Annotated in this window: 20 protein-coding genes; 11 read left to right on the top strand and 9 right to left on the bottom strand. The window is 45.9% G+C overall.

Going from position 1 to position 24,697, the window contains the following annotated elements:
* Positions 1-20 precede the first annotated feature (20 nt).
* From pstA to DKT73_RS07445, 3 genes are all read right to left on the bottom strand, one after another.
* Positions 21-1,721, bottom strand: a complete 1,701-nt coding sequence (pstA, locus tag DKT73_RS07455; RefSeq protein ID WP_111637934.1) for a phosphate ABC transporter permease PstA — start codon at positions 1,719-1,721, stop codon at positions 21-23.
* 11 nt (positions 1,722-1,732) lie between these two features.
* Positions 1,733-3,994: an ABC transporter permease subunit gene (locus DKT73_RS07450; protein WP_111637933.1), complete on the bottom strand. Its 2,262-nt coding sequence runs from the start codon at positions 3,992-3,994 to the stop codon at positions 1,733-1,735.
* 115 nt (positions 3,995-4,109) lie between these two features.
* Positions 4,110-5,078: a PstS family phosphate ABC transporter substrate-binding protein gene (locus tag DKT73_RS07445; RefSeq protein WP_111637932.1), complete on the bottom strand. Its 969-nt coding sequence runs from the start codon at positions 5,076-5,078 to the stop codon at positions 4,110-4,112.
* A 394-nt stretch (positions 5,079-5,472) separates the two neighbouring features.
* Here DKT73_RS07445 and DKT73_RS07440 point away from each other — a divergent pair, with 394 nt between their 5' ends.
* From DKT73_RS07440 to DKT73_RS07415, 6 genes are all read left to right on the top strand, one after another.
* Positions 5,473-5,994: a TRAP transporter small permease subunit gene (locus DKT73_RS07440; RefSeq protein WP_111637931.1), complete on the top strand. Its 522-nt coding sequence runs from the start codon at positions 5,473-5,475 to the stop codon at positions 5,992-5,994.
* On the top strand, positions 5,994-7,382 hold the full coding sequence (locus DKT73_RS07435) for a TRAP transporter large permease (RefSeq protein WP_111637930.1): 1,389 nt from the start codon (positions 5,994-5,996) through the stop codon (positions 7,380-7,382). The genes DKT73_RS07440 and DKT73_RS07435 overlap by 1 nt, the downstream gene beginning before the upstream one ends.
* A gap of 15 nt (positions 7,383-7,397) precedes the next feature.
* Positions 7,398-8,357 (top strand): NADPH:quinone reductase, encoded by a 960-nt coding sequence (locus tag DKT73_RS07430; protein WP_111637929.1) that lies wholly within the window; start codon positions 7,398-7,400, stop codon positions 8,355-8,357.
* Between the two features lie 205 nt (positions 8,358-8,562).
* Positions 8,563-9,336, top strand: coding sequence for a helix-turn-helix domain-containing protein (locus tag DKT73_RS07425; RefSeq protein ID WP_111637928.1), 774 nt, complete (start codon positions 8,563-8,565; stop codon positions 9,334-9,336).
* Between the two features lie 311 nt (positions 9,337-9,647).
* Positions 9,648-12,770 carry a bifunctional proline dehydrogenase/L-glutamate gamma-semialdehyde dehydrogenase PutA gene (putA, locus tag DKT73_RS07420; RefSeq protein WP_111637927.1) on the top strand — a complete coding sequence of 1,041 codons (3,123 nt, stop codon included), beginning with the start codon at positions 9,648-9,650 and terminating at the stop codon, positions 12,768-12,770.
* Between the two features lie 14 nt (positions 12,771-12,784).
* Entirely contained in the window at positions 12,785-13,468 is a 684-nt protein-coding gene (locus DKT73_RS07415) for a 1-pyrroline-5-carboxylate dehydrogenase (protein WP_111637926.1), read from the top strand.
* 85 nt (positions 13,469-13,553) lie between these two features.
* Here DKT73_RS07415 and DKT73_RS07410 read toward each other — a convergent pair whose 3' ends face one another.
* Genes DKT73_RS07410 through DKT73_RS07400 form a run of 3 tightly spaced genes read right to left on the bottom strand, consistent with a single transcriptional unit; the run spans position 13,554 to position 16,658 of the window.
* Positions 13,554-14,618: an ABC transporter substrate-binding protein gene (locus DKT73_RS07410; RefSeq protein WP_111637925.1), complete on the bottom strand. Its 1,065-nt coding sequence runs from the start codon at positions 14,616-14,618 to the stop codon at positions 13,554-13,556.
* Entirely contained in the window at positions 14,603-16,003 is a 1,401-nt protein-coding gene (locus tag DKT73_RS07405; protein ID WP_111637924.1) for a sensor histidine kinase, read from the bottom strand. Before DKT73_RS07405 ends, DKT73_RS07410 begins: the two co-directional genes overlap by 16 nt.
* Positions 15,990-16,658, bottom strand: coding sequence for a response regulator transcription factor (locus DKT73_RS07400; RefSeq protein ID WP_111637923.1), 669 nt, complete (start codon positions 16,656-16,658; stop codon positions 15,990-15,992). Before DKT73_RS07400 ends, DKT73_RS07405 begins: the two co-directional genes overlap by 14 nt.
* Before the next feature lie 119 nt (positions 16,659-16,777).
* On the opposite strand from DKT73_RS07400, the gene DKT73_RS07395 reads away from it, so the two are divergent.
* From DKT73_RS07395 to DKT73_RS07380, 4 genes are all read left to right on the top strand, one after another.
* Positions 16,778-17,755 carry a Bug family tripartite tricarboxylate transporter substrate binding protein gene (locus DKT73_RS07395; RefSeq protein ID WP_111637922.1) on the top strand — a complete coding sequence of 326 codons (978 nt, stop codon included), beginning with the start codon at positions 16,778-16,780 and terminating at the stop codon, positions 17,753-17,755.
* Between the two features lie 32 nt (positions 17,756-17,787).
* Positions 17,788-18,228 (top strand): tripartite tricarboxylate transporter TctB family protein, encoded by a 441-nt coding sequence (locus DKT73_RS07390; RefSeq protein WP_111637921.1) that lies wholly within the window; start codon positions 17,788-17,790, stop codon positions 18,226-18,228.
* On the top strand, positions 18,228-19,715 hold the full coding sequence (locus DKT73_RS07385) for a tripartite tricarboxylate transporter permease (RefSeq protein WP_111637920.1): 1,488 nt from the start codon (positions 18,228-18,230) through the stop codon (positions 19,713-19,715). Before DKT73_RS07390 ends, DKT73_RS07385 begins: the two co-directional genes overlap by 1 nt.
* 241 nt (positions 19,716-19,956) lie before the next feature.
* A complete protein-coding gene (locus DKT73_RS07380) occupies positions 19,957-20,484 on the top strand; it encodes a DinB family protein (protein WP_111637919.1) in 528 nt (175 codons plus the stop codon).
* 128 nt (positions 20,485-20,612) lie between these two features.
* Here DKT73_RS07380 and DKT73_RS07375 read toward each other — a convergent pair whose 3' ends face one another.
* The 3 genes from DKT73_RS07375 to DKT73_RS07365 all read right to left on the bottom strand — a co-directional run bounded on the left by DKT73_RS07375 (position 20,613) and on the right by DKT73_RS07365 (position 24,221).
* A complete protein-coding gene (locus DKT73_RS07375; RefSeq protein ID WP_111637918.1) occupies positions 20,613-21,722 on the bottom strand; it encodes a TRAP transporter substrate-binding protein in 1,110 nt (369 codons plus the stop codon).
* 97 nt (positions 21,723-21,819) lie between these two features.
* Entirely contained in the window at positions 21,820-22,932 is a 1,113-nt protein-coding gene (locus tag DKT73_RS07370; protein ID WP_111637917.1) for a TRAP transporter substrate-binding protein, read from the bottom strand.
* Between the two features lie 230 nt (positions 22,933-23,162).
* The gene (locus DKT73_RS07365) at positions 23,163-24,221 is read right to left on the bottom strand and encodes a Gfo/Idh/MocA family oxidoreductase (protein ID WP_111637916.1); all 1,059 of its coding nucleotides are present in this window, start codon (positions 24,219-24,221) and stop codon (positions 23,163-23,165) included.
* Positions 24,222-24,351: 130 nt separating this feature from the next.
* Between DKT73_RS07365 and DKT73_RS07360 the strand changes: the two genes are divergently transcribed.
* Positions 24,352-24,546 (top strand): hypothetical protein, encoded by a 195-nt coding sequence (locus tag DKT73_RS07360; protein WP_111637915.1) that lies wholly within the window; start codon positions 24,352-24,354, stop codon positions 24,544-24,546.
* Positions 24,547-24,697: the final 151 nt, after the last annotated feature.

The following is a 24,697-nucleotide window of genomic DNA, read 5'->3' as shown; positions in this document are numbered from 1 at the left end:
AATAATCTCTTCTCCGCCGCTTACATTTCCAGCGATTTGTATTTTTCACGTAAATGGTTACGAATGGTTACCGCCGATAAATTCAACAAAGCAATAACAATCACCAGTAATAAAGCTGTTGCATAGACCAATGGTCGTGCCGCTTCAACGTTCGGGCTTTGGAAACCCACGTCATAAATATGGAAGCCCAAATGCATGAATTTCTGATCTAAATGGATATAAGGATAGTTCCCATCCAAAGGCAATGACGGCGCCAACTTCACCACACCGACCAGCATCAATGGCGCGACTTCACCCGCTGCACGAGCCACGGCCAATATCACCCCAGTCATAATGGCCGGACTCGCCATTGGCAACACAACACGCCACAAGGTTTCTGCTTTGGTCGCACCGAGTGCCAGACTGCCCTCACGCACATTGCGAGGAATACGAGCTAAACCCTCTTCGGTTGCCACAATCACCACAGGCAGCGTCAGTAAAGCAAGCGTCACAGACGCCCACATCAAGCCACCGGTACCGAAAGTTGGCGATGGTAAGGCTTCAGGAAAAAAGGCCTGATCAATGCCCGATCCTAAGAAATACACAAAGAAGCCCAAGCCAAACACACCGTAAACGATAGAGGGTACACCCGCTAAATTGTTTACCGCGATGCGGATAATACGTGTCACCCAACCTTGAGAGGCATATTCACGCAAATACACGGCAGCCACCACACCAAAAGGTGTCACTAGGATAGTCATTAATAGCACCATCATGACGGTACCAAAAATCGCAGGGAAAACCCCGCCTTCCGTATTCGCTTCACGAGGTTCGTCTGTTAAGAACTCCCATAACTTCACGAAATAAAAGCCAATCTTTTCAGGAACGCCCATGGCATTCGCGCGATAAGCGTGGACAATTTTCGCAACCGGTATTTCATGGATAGAACCATCCATCACTTTCACAACCACACTATCACGATTAATCTCGCCATAAAGGTCAATCAAGCTCTGTTGCAGTCCTTTGTATTCTTCGTCGTATTGACTACGCTCTGCCGCTAGGTCCGCTTCCGCTGCCGGAGTTAATTTACCCTCTAACTCAAGACTACGTTGTTTTAAGCGAATACGCTCAAGCCCATAGTTGATGCGACCTATGTCTTTTTTCTCTACTTTGTAAATATCCTCATGGATTTTAGCCGCACGTTCAATGCTCTTTTCAAACACTTGCCAAGTGGCTAACGCTGACGCGGTTGGCTCAAGATCAGCCGTTTCCGACACCACCTGCCCATTTTCTTTTACAGCTTGAAGGTAGCCATATAAATTACCCCATTCATAACGCTCAGCGGTAAACAGCATTTCTGGGCGTTTTATGTCGGTAAGATATTCATCAAGCACCCAACGAAAGTCCGAACCGTAGACATCACGGTTGCCCGTTTTCATTAGCGTTCGCTGCATCAACTGGTGTTCATCTGGGATATCAATGCCAGCTTCGCGTAATTGCGCCGCAGGCACTTCCACACTTTCCACTCGTTCAGCGACAATGTTGTAAGCAGGCTGACCTGGTAAAGCGTAATTAGCTTCCACCACGTCGGCGGGCCAAAAATGCCCTAGCCCACGTACCGCAATCAACAGCAACAATCCAATGACCATGATGACTGAAATCGCCACCGCACCCGCATTCAACCATACCCATGGGTCACCTGCTTTCACCCATTCGGATACGGATTTTTTCTTCATTTTCATTGCAATACTCATTATAGCGACCCGTATTTTTTGCGTAGGTGCTGACGCACGGTTTCAGCGATTGTGTTCACCACAAAAGTGAAGATAAAGAGCACAAACGCCGCTAAGAATAAGACACGATAGTGAGAGCTTCCTACCGCCGATTCTGGCACTTCTACTGCCAAGTTCGCGGCCAAAGTTCGCATACCTTCGAAGATATTGAAATCCATGATTGGCGTGTTCCCTGTTGCCATCAATACGATCATGGTTTCACCTACAGCACGGCCCATACCAATCATCACCGCCGAGAAAATCCCTGGGCTTGCGGTTGGTAAGACCACGCGAGTCATGGTTTGCCAATAAGTAGCCCCCAACGCCAGAGAGCCCTGAGTCAGCGACTTCGGCACACTAAAGATAGCGTCTTCGGTAATAGAGAAGATGGTTGGAATCACCGCGAAACCCATGGCAAAACCGACCACTAAAGCGTTACGTTGGTCAAACGTGATACCCAAATCATTGGTAATCCAGCCACGAATGTTGCCATCAAAGAAGCTGAGCTCAATCACTGGACTCAAAGCCAAACACAGCCAAGCAAGCAATACAATGACAGGGATTAGCAACAAAGGCTGCCAACCTTCAGGCACCAACCAACTAATATTTTGTGGTAAACGAGACCACAAGTAAGCAAACAGGAGAATCCCCACTGGCAAGATCAACAAGATACTAAAGGTTGCAGCCAGGTTTTCTTCCATAAAAGGTGCAAAGAACAAGCCCGCTAAGAAACCCAAAATAACCGTCGGTAAAGCTTCCATCAATTCAATAATCGGCTTGATTTTGCGACGCAAGGCTGGCGCCATAAAATACGCCGTATAGATGGCGCCACAAATGGCTAGAGGTACCGCCATCAACATGGCATAAAATGCCGCTTTGAGAGTACCAAACGCTAAAGGTGTTAGGCTGTATTTAGGCTCAAAATCGTTGTTCGCAGCAGACGATTGCCAAGTGTAGGTGGGTTCTTGATACCCTTCATACCATACCTTGCCCCAGATAGAGGACCAAGACACTTCAGGGTGTTCATTGTCTACGTAAAAGAAATGCAGACCCTTGCTGTCTTCTAGCAATAACCCATTCGCACGAGGTGAAAAACTGATGAGACGAGCGGTGCCATCAGTGAGTTTTTCATCCACCACTTGACGGGTAGAGGTTGCATTGTAAATAGCGACGATACCGCGTTCATCTAAAGTCGCAAAGCCTTTGCGACGTTGCTCCATGGCCAGTCCAACCAAAGCAACAGGCTGTTTAACATCACGGATAAAAGTAAGGTGTTCTTCATTGGTCGCATTGTCACGAACATTGAACCACTGACTTACGCGGCCAGAGGAATCCGCCACCATAATAGAAGATTGACCCAACAAATAAGACATGGAAACCAATTTGGCGCCATCGTTAAACAAAGAAATATTATCTTTAAGAGTGATGTTATCAAAGTCACGAAGATCAAACTCACTCAACTGACCAGAGCGAGTAGCGACGTATAAATAACGTTGATCGCCACTAATCAGCACACTGGCAGTATCTGCCACGAATGGCAACGCTGTGCGTTGCTCACTCAACTCCACTTCTTCTGTGATAAAGTTGACGTCTTTCGAAACCTTGGTAATGGCACTTTGACTATCGCCAATCGCGACCACGGTTAAGCTGTCACTGCCGTCACGAAGACTCATTTTGTTAATTGGAAAATCGGCCACATCAATCGGCTCTTCCCCATAAGGGTACTCAACAACCGCAGTGATCTTACGTTTTCCATCAGGATAGGAAGTACGGTAATCGTGCTTCACAATAAGCGCCTTACCGTCGTCATAACCAAACGCTACCAATCGACTGGTATCAGACTCCACCGCAAAAGCAGTAACTTTTGCGTCCGTGCGTAAATTTTCAACCGTATTAATAACACTGCCATCAGCAATAGAGAAAAATACAATACTGCCAAGGCTCGTGACTCGCATACCAATTTCAGATTGCTCTTCCGCTGATAAATAGAGACTGTCGCCCTGCTCTTCGGCTGGTACCGCATAACTGGCCTGCTGTTCAATGGAGGCACCAGAGAACAAAGGCATCACTTCATACAGTAAATAGAAACAAATCAGCAACACAGCCAAAATAACACTGTTGCCGCCGACCGCAATCCCCATACTAGCCATACGGTCTTTTAGGGCACGAATCTTACGATGACGCTTTAAAGCTGGCGTATTAAAATCCAGTTCCGGCATCTGATGGTCAGTTGATTTAGTCATCCGCATTCATCTTTTTATGTGACGTTTTTATGACAATCTACGAAACGAGAAAAGTAGGAGAGCGTCTCAGCCCTCCCACTTTAAGTATCTCATTCGTAGCTCGCTACCGCGTTGCTTAGTTAATACCCAAATCAGTTAGGTATTTATTAGCCACTTTTGCTGGTAGAGGCACATAACCGTCTTTTACGACAACCTCTTGACCAGTCTTAGAAAGCACCATCTTCACAAACTCACGTTGTAGTGGTTCTAGTGGTTTGTTTGGCGCCTTATTAATATAGACGTAAAGGAAACGAGACAATGGGTATTTACCAGTCGCTGCGTTTTCTGGTGTGGCATCAACGTAAGCATCACCTTCTTTTTTCGACAAAGGCAAAGCACGTACAGAAGACGTGGTATAACCGATACCAGAATAACCAATACTGTTTAGAGACGTAGAGACAGACTGCACAACAGACGCAGAACCTGGTTGCTCATTCACGTTGTTTTTAAAGTCACCCTTATAAAGTGCGTTCTCTTTGAAGTAACCGTAAGTACCAGACACTGAGTTACGACCAAACAATTGAATGTCGCGGTTTTCCCAAGCACCAGTTAGGCCCGCTTTACCCCAAGTCGTGATGTCTTCACTGTGTCCACCTTTACGTGTGGAAGAGAAGATCGCATCGATTTCAGGAAGAGACAAACCTTTCACTGGGTTATCTTTGTGAACGAAAACCGCTAGTGCATCGATCGCCACTGGAATAGCCGTTGGCTTGTAGCCATATTTTTTCTCGAAATCAGCGATTTCTTTGTCTTTCATAGCGCGAGACATAGGGCCGAAGTTAGAGGTGCCTTCTGTCAACGCTGGTGGCGCAGTAGAAGAACCAGCCGCTTGAATTTGAATGTTAACATTTGGGTATAGACGTTTAAATTCTTCTGCCCACAACGTCATTAGGTTAGCCAATGTGTCCGAACCGATACTTGAAATATTGCCAGAAACGCCACTTGCTTTGCTGTAAGAAATCAAATTGGCATCAACATCTGCAAAAGCGTTAACAGAAACGCCTACTGCTGCTGTCATTGCTAAACCCGCAACTAGTTTTTTCATCACATAAACCTCAGTGGTTATAGTCAAAAATTTATGAGCAACTGCCCATAGCTCGTTCGATGTTTTGTACTATAGGAGAGATATGTGACAAAAATGTTAAAGCGTGAAATATTTCAAAAAAAATCTGAGCAAGTCCTAACAAGGAACAAAAATCGTACACATAAAACGAAAATCAAACATTAATATCCTCTAATCTGGGTTTAACCGGTTCAACCAGCCGTTTCACCACGCACAATATTCCCAAGCGTGGCGTTATCCAATAGACTTAGCGTCCGGATTTTCTGGCTAGACGAGGTCAGATCCCTTAAACACCAGATAACGTGTGGAATGATCTGTAGAGTAGTTTTAAGGGATCTGGCTCGAGCATAACGATTAAAAAACTGTGGGTATTTTCATGTTCAACAAATTGGTCAGTTTGGCCGAGGCGGTTTCCCATTACACAGGGAGATGCGTTGCTTGGTTTACATTAGCGATGATGCTGCTTACGTGCCTCATCGTTCTTCTGCGCTATGGTTTTGGCCTTGGTTCCACGGCCTTACAAGAGTCGGTGCTTTACTTACATGCTATGGTATTTATGTTGGGCGCCGCTTATACCTTTAAAGATGACGAACACGTGCGTGTCGATGTTTTTTACCGCGACTTTTCTGTCACTAAAAAAGCGTGGGTCAATATCATTGGTGGTCTGTTCTTTTTATTACCCGTTACTCTCTATACGGCGTATTTGAGCTTAGATTACGTCAGTGCTTCTTGGCGAGTAATGGAAACATCCGCAGAACCTGGTGGTTTGCCTTTTGTGTATCTGCTAAAAACCTTAATTCCTATCATGATGGTCAGTCTGATTCTTCAGGGGACAGCGGACATCTTAAAAAATATTGGCGTAGTCACTGCAGCTCGTAACACAAAAGGACAAAACTAATGGCTGAATTTATACCTTTATGGCTCTTTGCTGGGGTTTGTGTCTGTTTGCTGTTTGGTTACCCTGTGGCGTTTTCTTTGGGGGGCACAGCGCTGATTTTTGCCGCTGTTGGCTCTATGTTCGGCACTTTTGATAGCGTTTTCTTGGAAGCGCTACCCAACCGTTTGTTCGGCATTATTGGCAATGAAACACTGATCGCTGTGCCGCTTTTTGTATTAATGGGTGTGTTGCTCGAAAAATCCAAACTGGCTGAAAAGCTGCTCGATTCCATGGCCATGCTGTTTGGTAGCTTGCGTGGCGGTTTAGGCATTTCGGTTATTTTGGTGGGTATGCTGTTAGCCGCCAGTACCGGCATTGTTGGTGCGACCGTGGTTACTATGGGAATGATTTCATTGCCGACCATGATGCGCCGTGGTTACGACCCCGCATTGGCCGCCGGTACTATTTGTGCAACAGGCACCTTAGGACAAATCATCCCTCCTTCTATCGCCTTGGTATTATTGGGCGATGTGATGTCCAACGCTTACCAAAAAGCCCAGTTGGAAATGGGGATTTTTTCACCAAAAACCATTTCGGTCGGCGATCTGTTTGTCGGTGCGCTTATTCCAGGTTTGATATTGGTTGGTTTGTACATTCTTTACGTCATCATGGTAGCCTGGTTACAACCCCATAAAGCGCCCGCTGTTCCTAGAGAAGAGCTGCGCAATGGTTCCACTGAGTCATTAGTGGTTTTACTGTTTAAAGGGTTACTGCCTCCGTTGTTGTTGATTTTCGCTGTTCTAGGGTCGATTCTTAGCGGTATTGCGACACCAACAGAAGCCGCTGGTGTCGGTGCTCTTGGTGCCGCATTGTTGGCTTGGGGCAGTGGAAAACTCAGCGTTCCAACTTTAAAAGACGCCGTCTATTCGACCACAAAAGTGACGAGCATGGTGTTCATGATCTTAATAGGCGCCTCGTTATTTTCTTTGGTATTCCGTGGTTTCGGTGGTGAGGAGTTGATTCAAGACTTCTTCTCGCAACTACCAGGTGGTGTGGTTGGCGCGATGATTGTAGTGATGTTGCTGATGTTCTTTCTTGGCTTCATCTTAGACTTTATTGAAATCACCTTTGTGGTTGTGCCGATCGTTGCACCAGTGTTACTCGCAATGGGCTTAGACCCTGTGTGGCTGGGCATTATGATGGCCATTAATTTACAGACCTCTTTCCTCACGCCACCATTCGGGTTTGCTCTGTTTTACTTACGTGGTGTCGCGCCACCAGAACTGAAAACTCAAGCCATTTATAAAGGGGTCATCCCTTTTATTCTGATCCAAATTCTGGTGTTAATCATGCTATCGATTTGGCCAGATCTAGCCACTTGGCTGCCAGAACAAGTGTATGCGGACTAATAAGAGGCAAATAAAATGAAAGCCATGCAAATGAAAGACTACGGTCCAGCCAGCGATTTAACGCTGGTTGAGGCTCAAAAGCCTAGTATCAACGAGGACCAAATTTTGGTTCAGGTCGGTGCCGCTGGGGTAAACCCAGTAGACACTTATATCCGCTCTGGCACCAACAATTATTCGGCTAAGTTCCCGCATACGCCAGGCTCTGACGGTGCTGGTACGATTGTTGAATTAGGCGAGAATGTCGTTGGCTTCAAGATGGGTCAACGTGTTTATTTCAGTCGTAATCTAAGCGGTTCTTCTGCTGAATTTGCCGCTTGTGCCGCAACACACACTTTCCCTTTAGCAGATGCCCTATCGTTTGAAGAAGGTGCTTGTGTGGGCATTCCTTACACCACGGCTCACCGTGCCTTGTTTGGTCGCGCTAACGCTAAAGCCGGCGATAAGGTATTAATCCATGGTGCCACCGGCGCCGTTGGCATTGCGACCGTGCAACTAGCCCTTGCAGCAGGCATGGAAGTCGTGGCGAGTTCTGGCACGGCAGCTGGCGCGGCTTTATTGCGCGAGCAAGGCGTGACTAACGTCATTATGCACAATGAAGCGGGTCACCTTGCGCCCTATCAGTCATTAGATAAAGGGTTTGATATCATTATCGAGATGCTTGCCAATCACAACTTAGACCAAGACTTAAAAGCCTTGGCCTTTGGTGGCTGCGTTGCGGTCGTGGGGAATCGTGGCACGGTAGAGATTAATCCTCGCGACTTAATGGCACGTGATGCTTCCGTAGTGGGTGTGGCCTTAGCCAATACCAAGCCTCATGAACTGGCCTTGATTGCGAAAGCCTTACGTCCCTTGTTTGAAAAAGGTGTACTCAAACCCGTGATTCGTCACCGCTACCCGCTTACCGAATTGGCTCAAGCGCACGAAGACGTTTTAAAGCCCGGCGCGCTGGGTAACCTTGTTATTCAAATAATGTAGCGTTCAACATTGTATAAAAATACGGTGCATTACAAGGCTTTTTGCCAGTAAAGCACCGTATTTACTTTTGCCTTCAAGCTGGCTACTTAGCAAGGATTAAGACACTGTTCTCGCTGTAAAATACCATATCGCCAAAAAAATACGCTACTAAAGCCTCTATAAGCTCGCTATACTTCTTGTCTCAACTTATTCAACAAGGTGCATTTTGACTCAGTCTGATTCCGATGTTTTCAGCCTGCCGAACGAAGCGGATGCTCATGATCACGATTATCATCAGTTAGTGGTCGTACTGGATGGTAATACCGATTTCGATATCGAAGGCAAAGGCAAGCAATTGCATACTGGTGAAGGTTGCATTCTTCCTTCAGAGAACAGTCATGCCTTTGCAGGTCTGGGCGAAAATCGCATCATGGTGGTCAATCTGCCAATTCCACCGCAAAAAGGCATTACCGACGAAGAATACGAAATCGTTTCTCGTTTGTTTGATCAAGCGGCCTATTTTCAACTCAATCCCCGTTTGCAAATATTGGCTTCTGCCCTATCTGGCGAACTACAACAATATCCCAATGATACGATCTTAGCGCGTGCCTGCGGCAACACCCTACTCAGTGCCATTCGCCATCAAATCAACAACAAAGACATCCGCTCCCGCGGTAACCATTTGGATATTGATAAGCTCGATCAGTTTATTGAACTGAATTTATCTCGTCGTGTGCACATCGACCAATTAGCCAATTTCTGTTTTTTGAGTGTCAGTCAGTTCCATGAACGCTTTAAAGACCGTACCGGCATGACGCCGCATCAATACCTAATGCGCAAACGCTTAGAACGCGCACAAAGTTTGCTCGCAGAAGGTTTTCCCCCCATTCAAGTGGCTGAAATGTGTGGTTTTTCCAGCCAAAGCGCCATGACCAATGTCTTCTCCCAAACCCTCGGTATTACACCGCTTAAATACCAAAAGCAGTTTGGCAATCGTTAATCTCTGCTTTTCTAAAACACCCTAAAACGCCCCATTAATAGGCACTTTTATCGTTTCCTAAGCGGCCCTGAACCAGAATGAATATAAGTCCTATTTATTCTGCTTCAGTCGGACTTTCTTATAAAAAAAAACGATCTTTTCGAAAGACAATGACTCACTTATGTCACTAAAGTGTCAGCATTATCCAGACATGCATTTTTTTGATTCAACATAACGAAAAGTAGTCAAAAATGCGCTTAATGCTCTATAACAATATGCGGCCTTACTAAAAAGTCATTTGGTTTTTTAGGTTAACGCGGGAGAATTCAACCATGTTTAAAGCGATTGAGGTGTTACAGCCTAACTTCATTCAGCGTCCACTTAATGAATTGTGGCAGCTCATTTCCCCTCTTTACAATATGGACGAAGAGAAGTGGTTAAAAGAACTACTGCCTTTGGCAAAACCGTCTGAAGAAGAGTTGGCAATACAAACCGATGCGGCCGCCACACTCATTGCTGAAGTACGCAAAGACGACGACAGCATGTCGATGATTGACGCCTTGCTACTGGAATACAGCCTAGACACCAAAGAAGGCATCTTGCTGATGTGCTTAGCAGAAGCCTTAATGCGCGTGCCAGACAAAGAAACCGCAGACGCTTTTATCAAAGACCGCTTGAGCGTCGCCGACTGGGCTTCTCACGCGAAAAACTCTGACTCTTTCTTCGTAAATGCGTCCACTTGGGGTTTATTATTGACGGGTAAAATCGTCACCATGAGCGAGAAAAAAGATGGCACACCAGCCAACTTAGTTAATCGCATGGTGAACCGTGTCTCTGAGCCAGTGATCCGTAAAGCGATGAACCAAGCCATGAAAATCATGGGACATCAATTCGTTCTAGGCCGCAGTATCACAGAAGCCTTGTCTCGTGGTAAGAGCTATCGTGACAAAGGGTACACTTATTCTTTCGATATGTTAGGCGAAGCCGCATTAACCGCGGAAGATGCCGACAAATACCTACGTTCTTATGAGCAAGCTGTCGAATCCGTTGGCAAGGACACCTACAGCCAAAAACACCGCCCGACCATTTCTATCAAGCTTTCCGCTCTGCATCCACGTTATCAAGTCGGTTGTGAAGAGCGTGTTATGACCGAGCTTTTTGCCAGCGTAAAAGGCTTAATCACAAAAGCTCGTGCGCTCAACGTTGGCATCACTATCGATGCCGAGGAAGCCGATCGCTTAGAGTTATCTTTGCATTTGTTTGAAAAACTATTTCGCGATGAATGCACCAAAGGCTGGGGCTTGTTTGGTCTTGTGGTTCAGGCTTACTCAAAACGCGCTCTACCAGTTTTGGTTTGGTTGGCGGCCCTATCCAAAGAACAAGGTGATCGTATCCCTGTGCGACTTGTAAAAGGCGCCTACTGGGATTCTGAAATCAAGATGTGCCAACAACGCGGCATTAATGGCTACCCAGTCTACACTCGTAAAGAATCCACTGACGTGTCCTACTTGGCGTGCGCTCATTTTCTACTGAGCGAGCACACTCGCGCGAATATCTTCCCGCAGTTTGCCAGCCATAACGCGCACACTATCGCGACGATTAGCTGCCTTGCCAAGCAATTAGGCGCGACAACACAAGAATTTGAATTCCAACGTCTACACGGTATGGGCGATGCGCTTTACAACCGTTTGATCAAAGACAGCGACATCTGCGTACGTATTTACGCGCCAGTGGGTAGCCATAAAGACTTGCTTCCTTACTTGGTACGTCGTCTGCTAGAAAACGGGGCCAACAGCTCATTCGTTCACCGTTTGATCGATGCTAATTACCCGATTGCTGAATTAATCAACCACCCAGTCACCACGCTAGAAAGTCGTAAATCTCTAGCGAACTCGCACATTGCGCTGCCATCAGCCTTGTTTAACGACCGAAAAAACTCTTTTGGTCCAAACATTGAAATCGAATCTGAGTGGACGCCTTTTAAAGCAAAAATCGATGCCTTCATGGGACAAGACACCCAGTGGCGTGCTTTCCCTATTGTGGGTGGCGAGAAAGTAGCTACCGGTCAAACTCACTCGATTACAAGCCCTTATGATCACAGCCAGACGGCAGGGCAAATCGACTGGGCAGACGCAGCAACCGTTACCAAAGCAATTGACCTTGCTGAAGCCGCTTTCCCAGCATGGTCAGCGCGTCCAGCGACAGAGCGTGCTGATTGCCTAGATAAAATGGCCGACTTAATGGAAGAGAACTACGCGGAATTGATGGCTCTGTGCCACCGTGAAGCGGGTAAAACCATTCAAGACAGCATCGACGAAGTACGTGAAGCGGTGGATTTTTGTCGCTACTACGCGCAACAGGCTCGTAGCCATTTTGCCCACCCAACACGCTACACAGATTTTTTAGGTCAAGAAAAACACGCTAAGCTAAACGGCCGTGGCGTGTTCACTTGCATCAGCCCATGGAACTTCCCATTGGCCATCTTTACCGGTCAAGTGGTTGCGGCTCTTGTCGTGGGTAACACCGTAGTGGCAAAACCTGCAGAACAAACCAGCTTGATTGCTTCTCGTGCGGTAGAAATGCTACACCAAGCAGGCGTTCCAACGGACGTGCTGCACTTATTGCCAGGTGACGGTGCCACCGTTGGCGCACCATTGACCAGCGATAAGCGCATTGCGGGTCTTGCCTTCACAGGCTCCACTGGCACAGCACAATTGATCAACCGTACTCTAGCGGCTCGTGGCGTTGCACCAGTACCAGTGATTGCGGAAACGGGTGGTCAAAACGCCATGTTGGTGGATTCAACGTCATTGCCAGAACAAGTGGTTCGTGATGCCGTGCGCTCAGCGTTTGCCTCCGCGGGTCAACGTTGTTCTGCCTTGCGCGTCTTGTTCGTACAAACCGACATCGCAGATCGCGTTATTCCAATGATCAAAGGCGCTATGGCTGAACAATCCGTTGGCTTGCCTTATCTGCACAGCACTGATGTGGGTCCAGTGATCGATAAAAAAGCACAGAAGATGCTGCTCGATCATATTGAATACATGAAAGCGAATGGTAAGTTGATCGCACAAACGGCTTTACCTGATTTTGCAGAAAAAGGCACTTTCGTTGCCCCAACTGCGTTTGAGATCAGCAGCATCGATCAGCTAACCGATGAGAAATTTGGCCCTATCCTTCACGTTATACGCTACAAAGCGCGCGAGCTGGATAAGATCATCGACACCATTAATAACTCAGGCTTTGGCTTGACCATGGGTGTTCACAGCCGTAACGAAACCACTTGTGCGCGTATTGCTAGTCGCGCCCGCGTGGGTAACCTTTACATCAACCGCGACCAAGTCGGTGCGGTAGTAGGTGTTCAGCCTTTCGGCGGACAAGGTTTATCTGGCACAGGACCAAAAGCTGGCGGTCCACATTACCTTCAACGCTTCGCTATTGAGCAAGACCTTTAAGGGGAGACATTACTATGACAATCGTACAACCTATCCAAATTCAGGTCGCTCAAAAAATATTCGAAGCATGGGACAAGCTTGGTGTAAAAGGCCGTGCAGACAAACTGCAGCAGGCGCTTTATTCTTTTACCAATGAACAAAGAAAAATGGCCGCTTGGCAGATCGATAACGCCAAACAATCGATTGCAGAAACACGTGTTATGCCTGGACCAACAGGTGAGCGCAACGAGCTATCTAACCAAGGCCGTGGCGTGTTTCTTTGCCTATCTTTTATTGAAGGAGACAAAGCCAGAGTAGGTTTAGTCGGCCAAGTATTTGCGGCGCTCATTGCAGGCAATCCTGTCATTACCGTTGGTCCAATAGGCCAGGAGATCATGGATATGATCTCGCCCTTCGTGGCAGAAGGCGTCGTGCAGAATATTGCTGAATCAGCGCAAGATTCTTTGATCGAAGCGGATCATCTTGCCGGCGTAGCAGCACTTTGCGACCCAGCGCAAGCACAACAACTTAGCCAACGCCTTGCGGCAAAAAGTGGTTTGATTTGCCAGTTAATAGAAGAAACGGATGCACAAAACCTAAGCGTAATAGCCAAACCGCATTACGTGCTGCGCTTTGTTACTGAACGCACCGTATCCAACAACACAACCGCGATCGGCGGCAACGCAACACTGCTTGAATTAGGCAGCATGAACGACTAATTCCAGTTAGGAAAAGATACACTAAGCAGTAAACAGCCCTTTTTGGTTACAAAAAGGGCTGTTTTTTTGGCTATTATGCTTAGCGTTACTGGTCTTCGTTAATGGACAATAAAGCACTTTCCCAAGCCTTGATAAAGCGTCGTCGTTTTGAATCATCAAGATAGACCATCAAAGCTGGCCCCAAAGGAATAGGATGAAAATTTATCGTTTGGTCCTGTATATTTTGCCGTGACAGAAGAGCATCAATATCTGGGGTTAAGGCCATCAATTCACTTTTTTTCGCAATCACTTCCTGCCCTTCTTTGGATATCAAGAAATTTACAAAGCGTTGCGCATTAGACACATGCTTGGCTTGTTTGGAGATAAACACCGCACGGCTTACCACTAAGGCATAATCTTGTGGAATCACCACACCAATGCGGCTGTCTCGTTTTTCACGGGCAAAAGAATAAGAACCTAAAAGATTGTAACCAAAGATCAAAGTGCCAGAAGCAATGTCGTCTAGCAGCATGGAAGTCTGACCATAAACCTGAGTGCGAGCACGCCCTAAACTCTCTTGTAAGCGACCACTAATGCTGGATGTCACTTCGTCTTGTGTCGCCACTAAATAACCAATACCTGAGCGACGTGCGTCATAGGAACCCACTTTATGGATAAAAAAATCATCGTCAATACGCATGGCGCTCGCCAATGACTCATGAGTCAGTGGAACGGTTTTCTCCTCAAAGGCTTGCTTGTTGTAAACAAAAACAATGGGCTCGTAAGTAAAGCCAATCACTTCATTACGCCAATTGGCCCAACTAGGTAAGGCCTCAACCGCTTCGCCAAATACCGGTTGTGCGTAACCATCATTAACAAGTCGGACCTGAAGATCCACGGCGGAGCTAATGACCACATCAGGCTGATCTGCTAACGGTTTGGCCCTAATGGCTCGATCTAATTCCTGAGTATTAAATTCTCTGTACTCAAGCTTTATATCAGGGTTTTGTGCACTAAAAGTATCCAGTAAGGGAGCAATAGCGTTTAAATCTGTCGCACTGTATATGGTTAACCTGTCCGCTTCCCATATCGTGGGTAACACAGTCGTCTCTGCAATCACCTTGCTCGCCATCACCAGAAAAATGAAGAATAAAGCTATTCGCTGCGACATACGGTACCCTCTTTTGGCAAATGCACTCTTGCTCGAAGCCCTCCAAATGGACTGTCTTCCAAGAAAAAATCACCGCCATGGGCTTGCGCAACACTGGCGACGATAGACAAACCAAGACCAGAGCCACTTAACCCATTATCCAAGCGCTGAAAACGCTCTAACGCTTTTTCTCTTAGCCCGATAGGAATACCAGGACCTGCATCATCAATCATAATATCAATGCCAGATAAGTCTGCTTGTAAGCGAATCTCAATCAGGTTCTGTTCTGGACCGTAATACACCGCGTTGTCCAAGAGATTACGCACGGCTTCACATAAGCTAATAGAATCTCCCATAAACAAAGGCAATGTCTGTTCGCATTGATAAGAAAAATCAATCTGACGGTGGGCATTGTCACGCACACATTCCGTTAATAGCTGCTTCATAACAGCCTCAATGTCCATCTGTTCGTTCGCCACAGTGTCGCTACGATGCACGACCATGGCATGAGTCAGTAGCTGATTGGTTAACCGTGTTAAACGCTCATGTTCTTTACGGATTTTATTTAAATGCTCAGGCAAGTCCGCTAGATTTTGGCTTTGACTGGCAATGTCCAATTGAGCCTGTGTGGCACTTTGTGCCGTACGAATTTGGTGACTGGCATCGGCGATAAAACGCTTCATCACCGCTAAGTTGGATAACAGCTGTGCTTGGTAATCGTTAATTGCACTTACCAAAGGAGAGACTTCTTGAATGGGCGTCGTTTGAATAGGCTCGGCCGATAAAAGCGAATGGGAAGCAAGGCTTTTGGAAATAGAACTCAGTGGTTCAAGCGCACGATTAATCGCCACCCACAAGACAATCATCACACAAGCCATAATCCCAAACAACACAGCAAAACTTCGGTACAAGATATCATTCATCATCTTATGACGCGCCCTAAGTGTTTGTGCCAAGACGACCGTTACCCAACCCGATACGGCGGGCTCAGAAAGCCTTTTATGGCGAATGACCACTCGCACTTCTTCAGACAAGTAACGCGCATTATAAAAAGCAATCGCGGATTCTTCGTTGAATTTACTAGGTAAGGGCATGTCAGGATAACCCGTAATAAGCTCCCCTTTAGTCCCCAAAGCCTGATAAAACACCTTATCTTCATCGGCAAGCTGCATCATTTCAAACGCAGCATAAGGCAAATCTAAATCCACTTGTTTATCGTAAACGTGCAATCCTTCCATGATAGACAAGCTGGCACTATTGAGCAGTCTGTCATAAGAATAGTTGGCTGACTGACGGGCATAATGCCAAACACCAAGGCTCAAAATAAAAAAAATAGACAGGAGTAATAGTGCTGAGCGTCCCAACATTCGAGAGCGTATTGAGTAGCTTTTTTCAGTCATCAACATGCGCTAAGTACCCTAACCCACGAATGGTTTTGATGATCAAAGTCGAGCCGTCTAACTGTTTTCTTAAACGTGTCAACGTTTGTTCTATGGCATTCGGCGTATAGGCTTCATCGTAGCAGTAAAGCCGATTAGCAATGTCATCTTTCGTCAGAACACGATCCAGATTTTTTAAAAAAAGTTCCAACAATTGCAACTCTCTTGGTCGTAAGTCTAAGGTTACCTCATTTACTTTGGCAGAGTGCGCGGCCAAGTCATAGACCAAATTACCGCACTGGATTTCGTTACTCGCGCCACCTCGTTCACGTCGATAAAGCGCGCGACAACGAGCCGCTAGCTCACGAAAATCAAAGGGTTTTGCTAAGTAATCATCTGCCCCAAAATCTAATGAACTGACCCTATCATCGACTTCAGTTCGAGCCGTTAATACCAAAACGGGAAGACGATTGCCCCGATGTCTAAGACTCTGCAGTAACTGAAAACCACTCTTACCGGGTAAATTAATATCTAAGATTAATAAATCAAAATCATCAAACGACAAACTCGCTTCGGCTTTTTCAACTGAACCAATCCAATCAATCGGATGACCTAAATTCCTAAAATACACACGAATCGAGTCAGCCAAACTCTCATTGTCTTCAATCAATAACATACGCATGACGGAACCCTATCTCTTCTTCTTGTCAGGTTAGTGTCAGTTTAAAGGAGTAACTTTGCCCACTCCTGTGCAACCTTGTACAGCAAAATAAAACAAAAAGAAATTTGGAGAATAAAAAGATGAAATCCAATATTGCCTCATTGTTATTGGTTGGCGGTCTTACCGCAGCCCTAAATGTCAGTGCCTTTGAACCGTCTAAGCCCAGCTGTATTGCCCCTGCCAAACCCGGTGGTGGCTTCGATTTAACGTGTCGTATTTTGTCCACGGGTTTTGCCAATGCAGGGATCACTGATATCCCAATGGCCGTGACCTTTATGCCGGGTGGCGTCGGAGCGGTTGCTTACAATTACATCAATTCCTCAGCGCCAGATGATCCAAACAAATTAGTCGCTTTTAGCTCAGGTTCGCTACTCAACCTTGCTCAAGGCAAATTCGGCAAAAATCTAGATGAAAATGACGCTCGTTGGGTTGGTACAGCAGGAGTCGATTATGGCGCCATCATGGTTCGCGCGGATGCGCCATGGAACACGCTTGGTGAACTAGTGGACGATATCAAAAAAGACCCAAGCGAATTTGTCTTAGGAGCCGGTGGTGGCGTGGGTAGCCAAGATTGGATGAAAGCCGCAATACTGATGAAGTCTACGGGGGTTGATCCCAAAAAAATGCGCTATGTTGCCTACGAAGGTGGCGGCGAAGCATCAGCCGCTCTACTTGGTGGACATATTAAAGTCTATCCAGGTGATGTGGGTGAAATAAAAGGCTTAGTTGAGTCTGGCAAAGTCAAAATCCTAGCCATCATGTCTCCTGAACGCTTAAAAGGTGACTTCGCGAATTACCCAACGGCAATTGAACAAGGTTATGACGCCGAATGGACCATCCTTCGTGGTTATTATTTAGGGCCAAAAGTGTCAGACGAGGCTTACACCTATTGGACAGCTCAATTCCAAAAAGCCTATAAGAGCCCCGCTTTTGAGAAAGTCATTGTCGATCAAAATCTCGTGCCATTCAACATGTCTGGGGACGCTCTAGACAGCTACATTAAAGAGCGTGTTGCCTTTATGCGCGGCTTAGCACAAGAAGCTGGGTTAACGAACTAATCCATTGATCCGTCTTAAATTGAGGCAACTACATGTTATATGACCGCATTTTTGCGGGTGCATTATTGGTGCTGTCTGGGCTTATTGCCTGGACAGCTTTCCATTTCGATGTCCCGTTTCAATATGAACCATTAGGGCCAAAAGCCTTCCCTATTATCTTGTCTATTATGTTAGCCGCATGCTGCATTTGGCTGATAGCCAAACCGGATAAAAATGCTTGGCACCCTAACAAGGAAGTACTCACAAAAATTATCATAGGTCTGATAATAATGGTGGTGTATGCCGCCCTGTTTGAAGAAGCGGGCTTCATTATTGCGACGACTATCGTGGGGGCCATTTTTAGCTGGTTATTTGGAGAAAAGCCACTGAAAGCCTTCTTGTATGCTCTCGCCCTAAGCGTCATCAGCTATTTCTTATTAGCTGATTTAATGGAGCTTAATGTCCCAACTGGCTTACTTCTCGGAGACTTATGATGGACATTTTACATTATTTATCGATAGGCTTTTCTGTCGCTCTTACGCCCCTTAACTTAGGTTTGGTTTTAGCAGGCTGTTTTATTGGTACATTAATTGGCTCATTGCCCGGTATTGGACCCATCAATGGCGTGGCTATTTTGTTGCCATTGGCCTATTCCGTTGGTTTACCGCCAGAATCTGCTTTGATCTTATTAGCCGGTGTTTATTATGGCGCAGAATATGGTGGCCGAATTTCCAGTATTTTGCTCAACGTTCCAGGAGATGCGGGCGCCATAATGACAACCTTGGATGGCTATCCTATGGCCAAACGTGGCGAGGCAGGTAGAGCATTAGCTTTATCCGCTGTGTCCTCTTTCTTTGGTAGTATCGGCGCCTTATTGTTAATGGTGATATTTGCACCATTACTCAGCAAACTAGCCATTCAGTTTGGCCCTTCTGAATACGTTTGGCTGATGATTTTTGCCTTCACTTGCTTGGCAACCATGGTAGGCAAACGCCCTATTAAAACCGTCGTTGGCGTGGTCATAGGTCTACTTTTCGCGACCGTTGGTGTTGATTCTGGTACGGGCATTTTGCGCTTTACCATGGACATTCCAAACTTATTCGACGGTGTCGATTTTCTAGTTGTTGTCATCGGTATGTTTGCTATCAGTGAGGTTTTGGTACTGCTAGAAAGTTGGGCACGTAATGACTTGAAACTGACACCTGTCGGCAAAAGCTTTGTCAGTTTTTCCGATTTAATGGCCGTAAAATGGGTTGTTCTACGTTCGACGCTGTCTGGCTTTTTAATTGGTGTATTACCGGGAACTGGCGCTTCTATTGCCAGTGCTGTTGCCTACGGTACAGAAAAGCGTTTTGCAGAAGGCCATGACGATAAATTTGGGGAAGGTGATATTCGAGGCCTTGCAGCACCAGAAGCAGCCAACAACGCGGCCGCAGCAGGCTCCATGTTACCGATGCTAACCTTGGGGATTCCAGGCAGTGGTACAACAGCAATTCTGCTCGGCGCGCTACTCATGTTTAACATCACACCAGGGCCTTTATTGTTTGAACAGCAACCCAATATTGCATGGGGATTAATTGCCTCTATGTTCGTAGGTAATATCGCTTTACTCGTATTGAACTTGCCTATGATTGGTGTCTTTGTTCGACTATTGTCCATCAAACAGTCTTACCTTGTACCCGTTATCGTGATGCTGACCTTTGTCGGAATCTATTCGATCCATGGAGATTCGTTTGACCTGTTCTTTATGATTGTCTTGGGTATTTTTGCCTTCATTTTACGCAAATTAGGCTTCTCTCTCGCGCCGGTTATTTTAGGCTTGGTATTAGGAGAAGTGTTAGAAGAAAACTTGCGCCGCGCATTGTCTATCAGTGGTGGTGATTGGTCTATCTTACTCAATGGCACCATGACTTATATCTTAGCCGTTGCAACAGTGGCGGCCCTTATCGCACCAAAAATACTAAAAGTGCTTAAAAAATAAGTATCTATTAGTTTATACATTGCTCTAAAAAACCGTCATAGTAAAAAATATGACGGTTTTTTTATGTTATGACGGACACTAAAAATACACCAAGCTGCCAACATCAATGCATTTTCGTCGATTCTATATGGCCTTGTACTGGTTATAAAACACGCAATCTGTACCTGTCTTTTCGACGCTCAGCTGATATCTTTTGCTTACTAGCCATGATACCTATGTCAAGTTTGCCAAGGAGTATCCTATGTCTGCCGTACCGTATTTCCAGTTAAAAACACAGTACAACCATTGGATGAATAAGCGACTTTACGATCTTTGCCAATCCCTTTCAGACGAAGAAAGGAAAAGGAATCTGGGCGCTTTTTTCAGCTCTATCCATGGCACACTGAATCATATCTTGTTGGCAGATTTGCTCTGGCTTGCAAGACTTGGCCTGCCCGTTGAATGCAAGGCGACCTCTTTGTCCGATATTCTCTATGAAGATTTTCACCAGCTGACGGTGGCACGTCAGGAAATCGATGCACTATTAACGAATTACATAGACACTCTAACAGATGCCGATATGTCACAGTTGATTCAATACAAACGCTTACAATCTGATGATGTGAATGAACTTCCCCTCGGTCTCATTCTGACGCATCTCTTTAATCACCAAACACATCATCGAGGACAACTTACCACGCTGATAACACAAGTCGGCCTAGAAGTCGGCGTCACCGACATGATCTCCATGCCCACCGCCACGACCTTCTTAACGACAAAAGACTCTTAAATGCAAAAACGGTTATTTTATTCAAATAGCCGTGGCCTGTCGTAAGGGTAAAAGCAGAAAATAAAAAGCCTCGCTATAAAAGGCGAGGCTTGGCAGAAACATCCGTTATGACGATAACCGCAGAAGGCTTACTCGAGTGCTCGAGCATTGATATAAGCACGCTCAGAAACGTCATGCCATTCGCTCACAGGGCCTAAGAAGCTTTTAAAAGAGTCATACACTTTTTGACTTTGCGGGTCGTTCGCTGCAAGCGCTTCTAATGTCTCAGAGGACGCTTTTTTCAATGCAATCAGTAAATCTTCAGGGAAGGGTTTAAGAATCACATTATGCTCATTCACCAAGGTTTGTAATGCTGCATTATTACGCGCGGTAAACTCGTTAAGCATCGCCAAGTTTGCTTGTTGAACGGCAGAACGCACAATGGCTTTTAAATCTTTTGGCAAGGCTTCAAAAGCGTCTTTATTAAAGATAGCTTCAACAGCCGAACCTGGCTCATGCCAACCTGGGTAATAGTAATATTTCGCCGCCTTGTACAAACCAAACGCAAGGTCGTTGTAAGGTCCAACCCATTCCGTCGCATCAATAGTGCCTGTTTGTAGCGCGGTAAACACTTCACTCGCTGGTAAGTTAATTGATGACGCGCCCACTTTTTCTAGTACTTCGCCACCTAATCCTGGCATACGAATCTTCAGGCCTTGGAAATCAGCCAGTGAGTTAATCTCTTTATTGAACCAACCCCCCATCTGTACACCCGCATTGCCGGCAACCATAGGGATTAAATTAAAAGGGGCGTAAATTTCTTCCCATAACGCTAATCCACCGCCTTCACCAACCCAAGCGTTAAACTCTTGTGCGTTAAACCCGAAAGGGACAGTAGAGAAAAACTGCGCAGCGGGTATTTTGCCTTTCCAGTAATACGCTGTGCCATGACCCATCTGTGCAGTACCACGAGAAACCGCATCAAATACTTCTAATGCTGGAACCAGTTCACCTGCAGCATACACTTTAATGTCCAAGCGACCGTTAGACATTTCTTTAATATTCTGCGCTAGCGTTTCCGCCCCCGTGCCCATACCCGGAGCATTCTTAGGCCAAGTGGTAACCATTTTCCAATGAATGGTATCGACTTTTTGTTCTACGCTAGCGGTTTCTTTTTCTTCCGATCCGCCACAGGCGACCAATAGAACCGTCGTCATACCAACGAGAGCCCATTTTCCCCATCGTATTATTTTATTCATTCACCTTATCCTTTAATAAACGCGCTATTTCTAACAAATAAGCCCCATTATCTATGGATAACAGGGCTTATTAAGCTTATTTCGTTAAAATGAACAATCAGTCATTAGCACGAGCATTAATAAACGCTCGCTCCGAAATATCGTGCCATTGACTCACAGACGCTAAAAAGCTTTTGAAGGAATCGTATACTTTTTGGCTCATTGGGTCGTTAGCTGCCACTTCGTCTAATGTTTCATGAGAAGCCACTTTTAACGCTTCTAGAAGATCTTTTGGAAACTCTTTCAAAACAACGTTATGTTCATTGACTAGGGTTGCTAATGCCGCGTCATTACGTGCTGTAAATTCGCTTAACATCGCCACATTTGCCTGTTGAGTCGCGGCACGAACAATGTCTTGTAAATCCGCTGGCAGTGCATTGAAGGCATCTTTATTGAACAAGGCTTCTACCGCTGAGCCTGGCTCTTGCCAACCTGGGTAATAGTAATATTTCGCCGCTTTGTACAAGCCGAATGCTAGATCATTATAAGGACCTACCCATTCCGTAGCGTCAATCGTGCCAGTTTGCAATGCGGTAAATATTTCACTGCCTGGTAAATTAATGGTAACGGCACCGACTTTTTTCAGTACTTCACCACCCAGACCTGGCATGCGCATTTTTAGGCCTTGGAAATCGGCAAACGAATTGATTTCTTTATTAAACCAACCGCCCATTTGCGCGCCTGTATTGCCAGCAACCATAGGGATGATGTTGAAAGGAGCATACACTTCTTCCCACAGTTGCAGACCGCCACCGTATTCAAGCCAAGCATTAAACTCTTGTGCTGTCATTCCAAAAGGAATGGAGGAGAAGAACTGCACCGCTGGGGCCTTACCTTTCCAATAATAAGCCGTACTGTGTCCCATTTCTGCCGTACCACGAGACACAGCATCAAATACTTCTAGTGCAGGTACCAATTCACCGGCCGCATACACTTTCACATCCAAGCGACCATTCGACATTTGCGTAATGTTTTTCGCTAATGCTTCAGCACTCGTGCCCAAGCCGGGAAAGTTTTTAGGCCAAGTCGTGACCATTTTCCAATGAATTGTTTCCGCTTTTTTCTCAACTTTTGCCGTCTCTTCCGCTTTTTCTGATCCACCACAGGCGACCAAAGACAAAGCAAACAAACCGGCGAACGCCAATTTGCCCAATACCATTAAATTACGCATTATTTTCCCTCAGGGAGCCAGTTACTTAATTGTTATGAATAAGCGGCATTACCGCCATAAAAATAGGGGCAATCACAATAGCCAATGATGCCTACTATCCCTTTTTATTATAATTAGATAAAAAATTGCCCTTTTCATGCACAAAACATCAAAAAGGGCAAAAGATGATAAGAATTGTCGGAATCTTGCTCAACTCTTTTTTGCAATTTATCGTCACTTATTTTGCTTTTTTATAAATTTGGCGCGTAACTCCACGACATACGCTGACCACTTTCTGCTGATTGCTCAGCTAAGCACAATAAATAAATCAGCTGGCACGCTTGCTCCATTGGAACTGGCGATGCACCTTTGCCAAGAATCGCATCGCGCAATTGTCCATAAAACGCAGCGTATTCGCCTTGGGTCGATGCTTCTTGAATGGCTTCAATAGTATCTTGAGAGTGAGCAACAAAACGGGTGTTACGCTGCTGAGCGGCTTTAGACGGAAAGCCATCCTGCCAAGGCATCTGCCCTGCACGCAATGCTTCCTCTTGGGGATCTAACCCCACACATTGCCAACTGCCTTGGGTAAACCTAGCATTAAAACGACGCATCTCACCCGCTTCAAACGGTGTCGACGCCAGACGTACTCGTTTGTCATCATAGCCCAACTCCAGCTCAAACCAGTCATGGGTTTGACTGCCATCACGTAACTTATCAATGCTGGCATGTAACCACTTCGGCGGACCAAACAAACACAAGGTCTGGTCCACTATATGCGGTCCTAAATCCCAAAAAATTCCCGTACCAACACCCGGCTCTTCGCGCCAACGAGCTTGTGCCGTCGGGCGAAAACGATCAAAGCGAGAATCTAAATGCTTCAACTCGCCCAACTCACCACTCTTAATAAGCGCTTTAAGACGCAAAAAATCCCCATCAAAACGGCGATTTTGATACACGCAAAACACCAAATCTTTTTGTTTCGCTAGGGTACACAAAGCCTCTATCTGAGATAATTTGGTAACAGAAGGTTTTTCCAACAGTACATGTTTACCATTTTCCAATGCCTGCTTTGCCTGATCAAAATGCAACGCATTTGGAGTGGTAATCACCACCAAATCCACATCGGACGCCGCAAACACCGCCTCTGCAGAAGACACGACTGACGCTTCAGGAAACAGCGCTCTCACCTCATCCACTTTTGAACTGCAAACATACGCCAACGTCATCTCTGGATCATTCACCACAAACGGCGCATGAAACACCCGCCCCGACAGGCCAAAACCAATCAACCCCACACGAACAGACATGCTCTACTCCTCTTCAGACTAAATACTTACAACTCTAAATAGTTTACAACCAATTGAAAAAAAATGCTGCAATTAAAAAGTTTTACTCGGTTACAATCGAGCAAACAGAAAGATAAGAAAAGGCAAAGCAATGGAACTCATCAGACAAAACCGCCAAAAATGGCAACAAACCCTCGATGCTCTTGATTCCGCCACCCAAGGCAAGGTTGTCGACGCGAGCGAAGTACACAAATGGCTAAACAGCTGGGGAACAGACAATGAACTTGAAGCCCCAATAGTCAAAAAAAACGCCGTTCTTAAGAACAGCCATACAAAGATAAGCTGAGTCTTATTCCTGCCGACGCGCTTTGCTTAGAAGCAGGCGTAAAGGAAAAGACTGAGTAGATTTTTTAATTATCTCATTGTTTGATTTGCGCTGACGCGCTGAGCCTGCGAAGCAGGCGCAAAGGAATAAGAATCAGCGTCCTTTTTACCGA

Source organism: Marinomonas shanghaiensis, assembly GCF_003259175.1.
GTDB lineage: Bacteria > Pseudomonadota > Gammaproteobacteria > Pseudomonadales > Marinomonadaceae > Marinomonas > Marinomonas shanghaiensis.
The sequence above is the reverse complement of the archived record's forward strand: the minus strand, read 5'-3'. Positions and strand labels throughout refer to the sequence as shown.

Bases quoted from the DNA above. Each gene is read 5' to 3' on its own strand.
- pstA (WP_111637934.1), bottom strand. From the start codon at position 1,721: ATGAAAATGAAGAAAAAATCCGTATCCGAATGGGTGAAAGCAGGTGAC.
- DKT73_RS07450 (WP_111637933.1), bottom strand. From the start codon at position 3,994: ATGACTAAATCAACTGACCATCAGATGCCGGAACTGGATTTTAATACG.
- DKT73_RS07445 (WP_111637932.1), bottom strand. From the start codon at position 5,078: ATGAAAAAACTAGTTGCGGGTTTAGCAATGACAGCAGCAGTAGGCGTT.
- DKT73_RS07440 (WP_111637931.1), top strand. From the start codon at position 5,473: ATGTTCAACAAATTGGTCAGTTTGGCCGAGGCGGTTTCCCATTACACA.
- DKT73_RS07435 (WP_111637930.1), top strand. From the start codon at position 5,994: ATGGCTGAATTTATACCTTTATGGCTCTTTGCTGGGGTTTGTGTCTGT.
- DKT73_RS07430 (WP_111637929.1), top strand. From the start codon at position 7,398: ATGAAAGCCATGCAAATGAAAGACTACGGTCCAGCCAGCGATTTAACG.
- putA (WP_111637927.1), top strand. From the start codon at position 9,648: ATGTTTAAAGCGATTGAGGTGTTACAGCCTAACTTCATTCAGCGTCCA.
- DKT73_RS07415 (WP_111637926.1), top strand. From the start codon at position 12,785: ATGACAATCGTACAACCTATCCAAATTCAGGTCGCTCAAAAAATATTC.
- DKT73_RS07410 (WP_111637925.1), bottom strand. From the start codon at position 14,618: ATGTCGCAGCGAATAGCTTTATTCTTCATTTTTCTGGTGATGGCGAGC.
- DKT73_RS07405 (WP_111637924.1), bottom strand. From the start codon at position 16,003: ATGTTGATGACTGAAAAAAGCTACTCAATACGCTCTCGAATGTTGGGA.
- DKT73_RS07400 (WP_111637923.1), bottom strand. From the start codon at position 16,658: ATGCGTATGTTATTGATTGAAGACAATGAGAGTTTGGCTGACTCGATT.
- DKT73_RS07395 (WP_111637922.1), top strand. From the start codon at position 16,778: ATGAAATCCAATATTGCCTCATTGTTATTGGTTGGCGGTCTTACCGCA.
- DKT73_RS07390 (WP_111637921.1), top strand. From the start codon at position 17,788: ATGTTATATGACCGCATTTTTGCGGGTGCATTATTGGTGCTGTCTGGG.
- DKT73_RS07385 (WP_111637920.1), top strand. From the start codon at position 18,228: ATGGACATTTTACATTATTTATCGATAGGCTTTTCTGTCGCTCTTACG.
- DKT73_RS07380 (WP_111637919.1), top strand. From the start codon at position 19,957: ATGTCTGCCGTACCGTATTTCCAGTTAAAAACACAGTACAACCATTGG.
- DKT73_RS07375 (WP_111637918.1), bottom strand. From the start codon at position 21,722: ATGAATAAAATAATACGATGGGGAAAATGGGCTCTCGTTGGTATGACG.
- DKT73_RS07370 (WP_111637917.1), bottom strand. From the start codon at position 22,932: ATGCGTAATTTAATGGTATTGGGCAAATTGGCGTTCGCCGGTTTGTTT.
- DKT73_RS07365 (WP_111637916.1), bottom strand. From the start codon at position 24,221: ATGTCTGTTCGTGTGGGGTTGATTGGTTTTGGCCTGTCGGGGCGGGTG.
- DKT73_RS07360 (WP_111637915.1), top strand. From the start codon at position 24,352: ATGGAACTCATCAGACAAAACCGCCAAAAATGGCAACAAACCCTCGAT.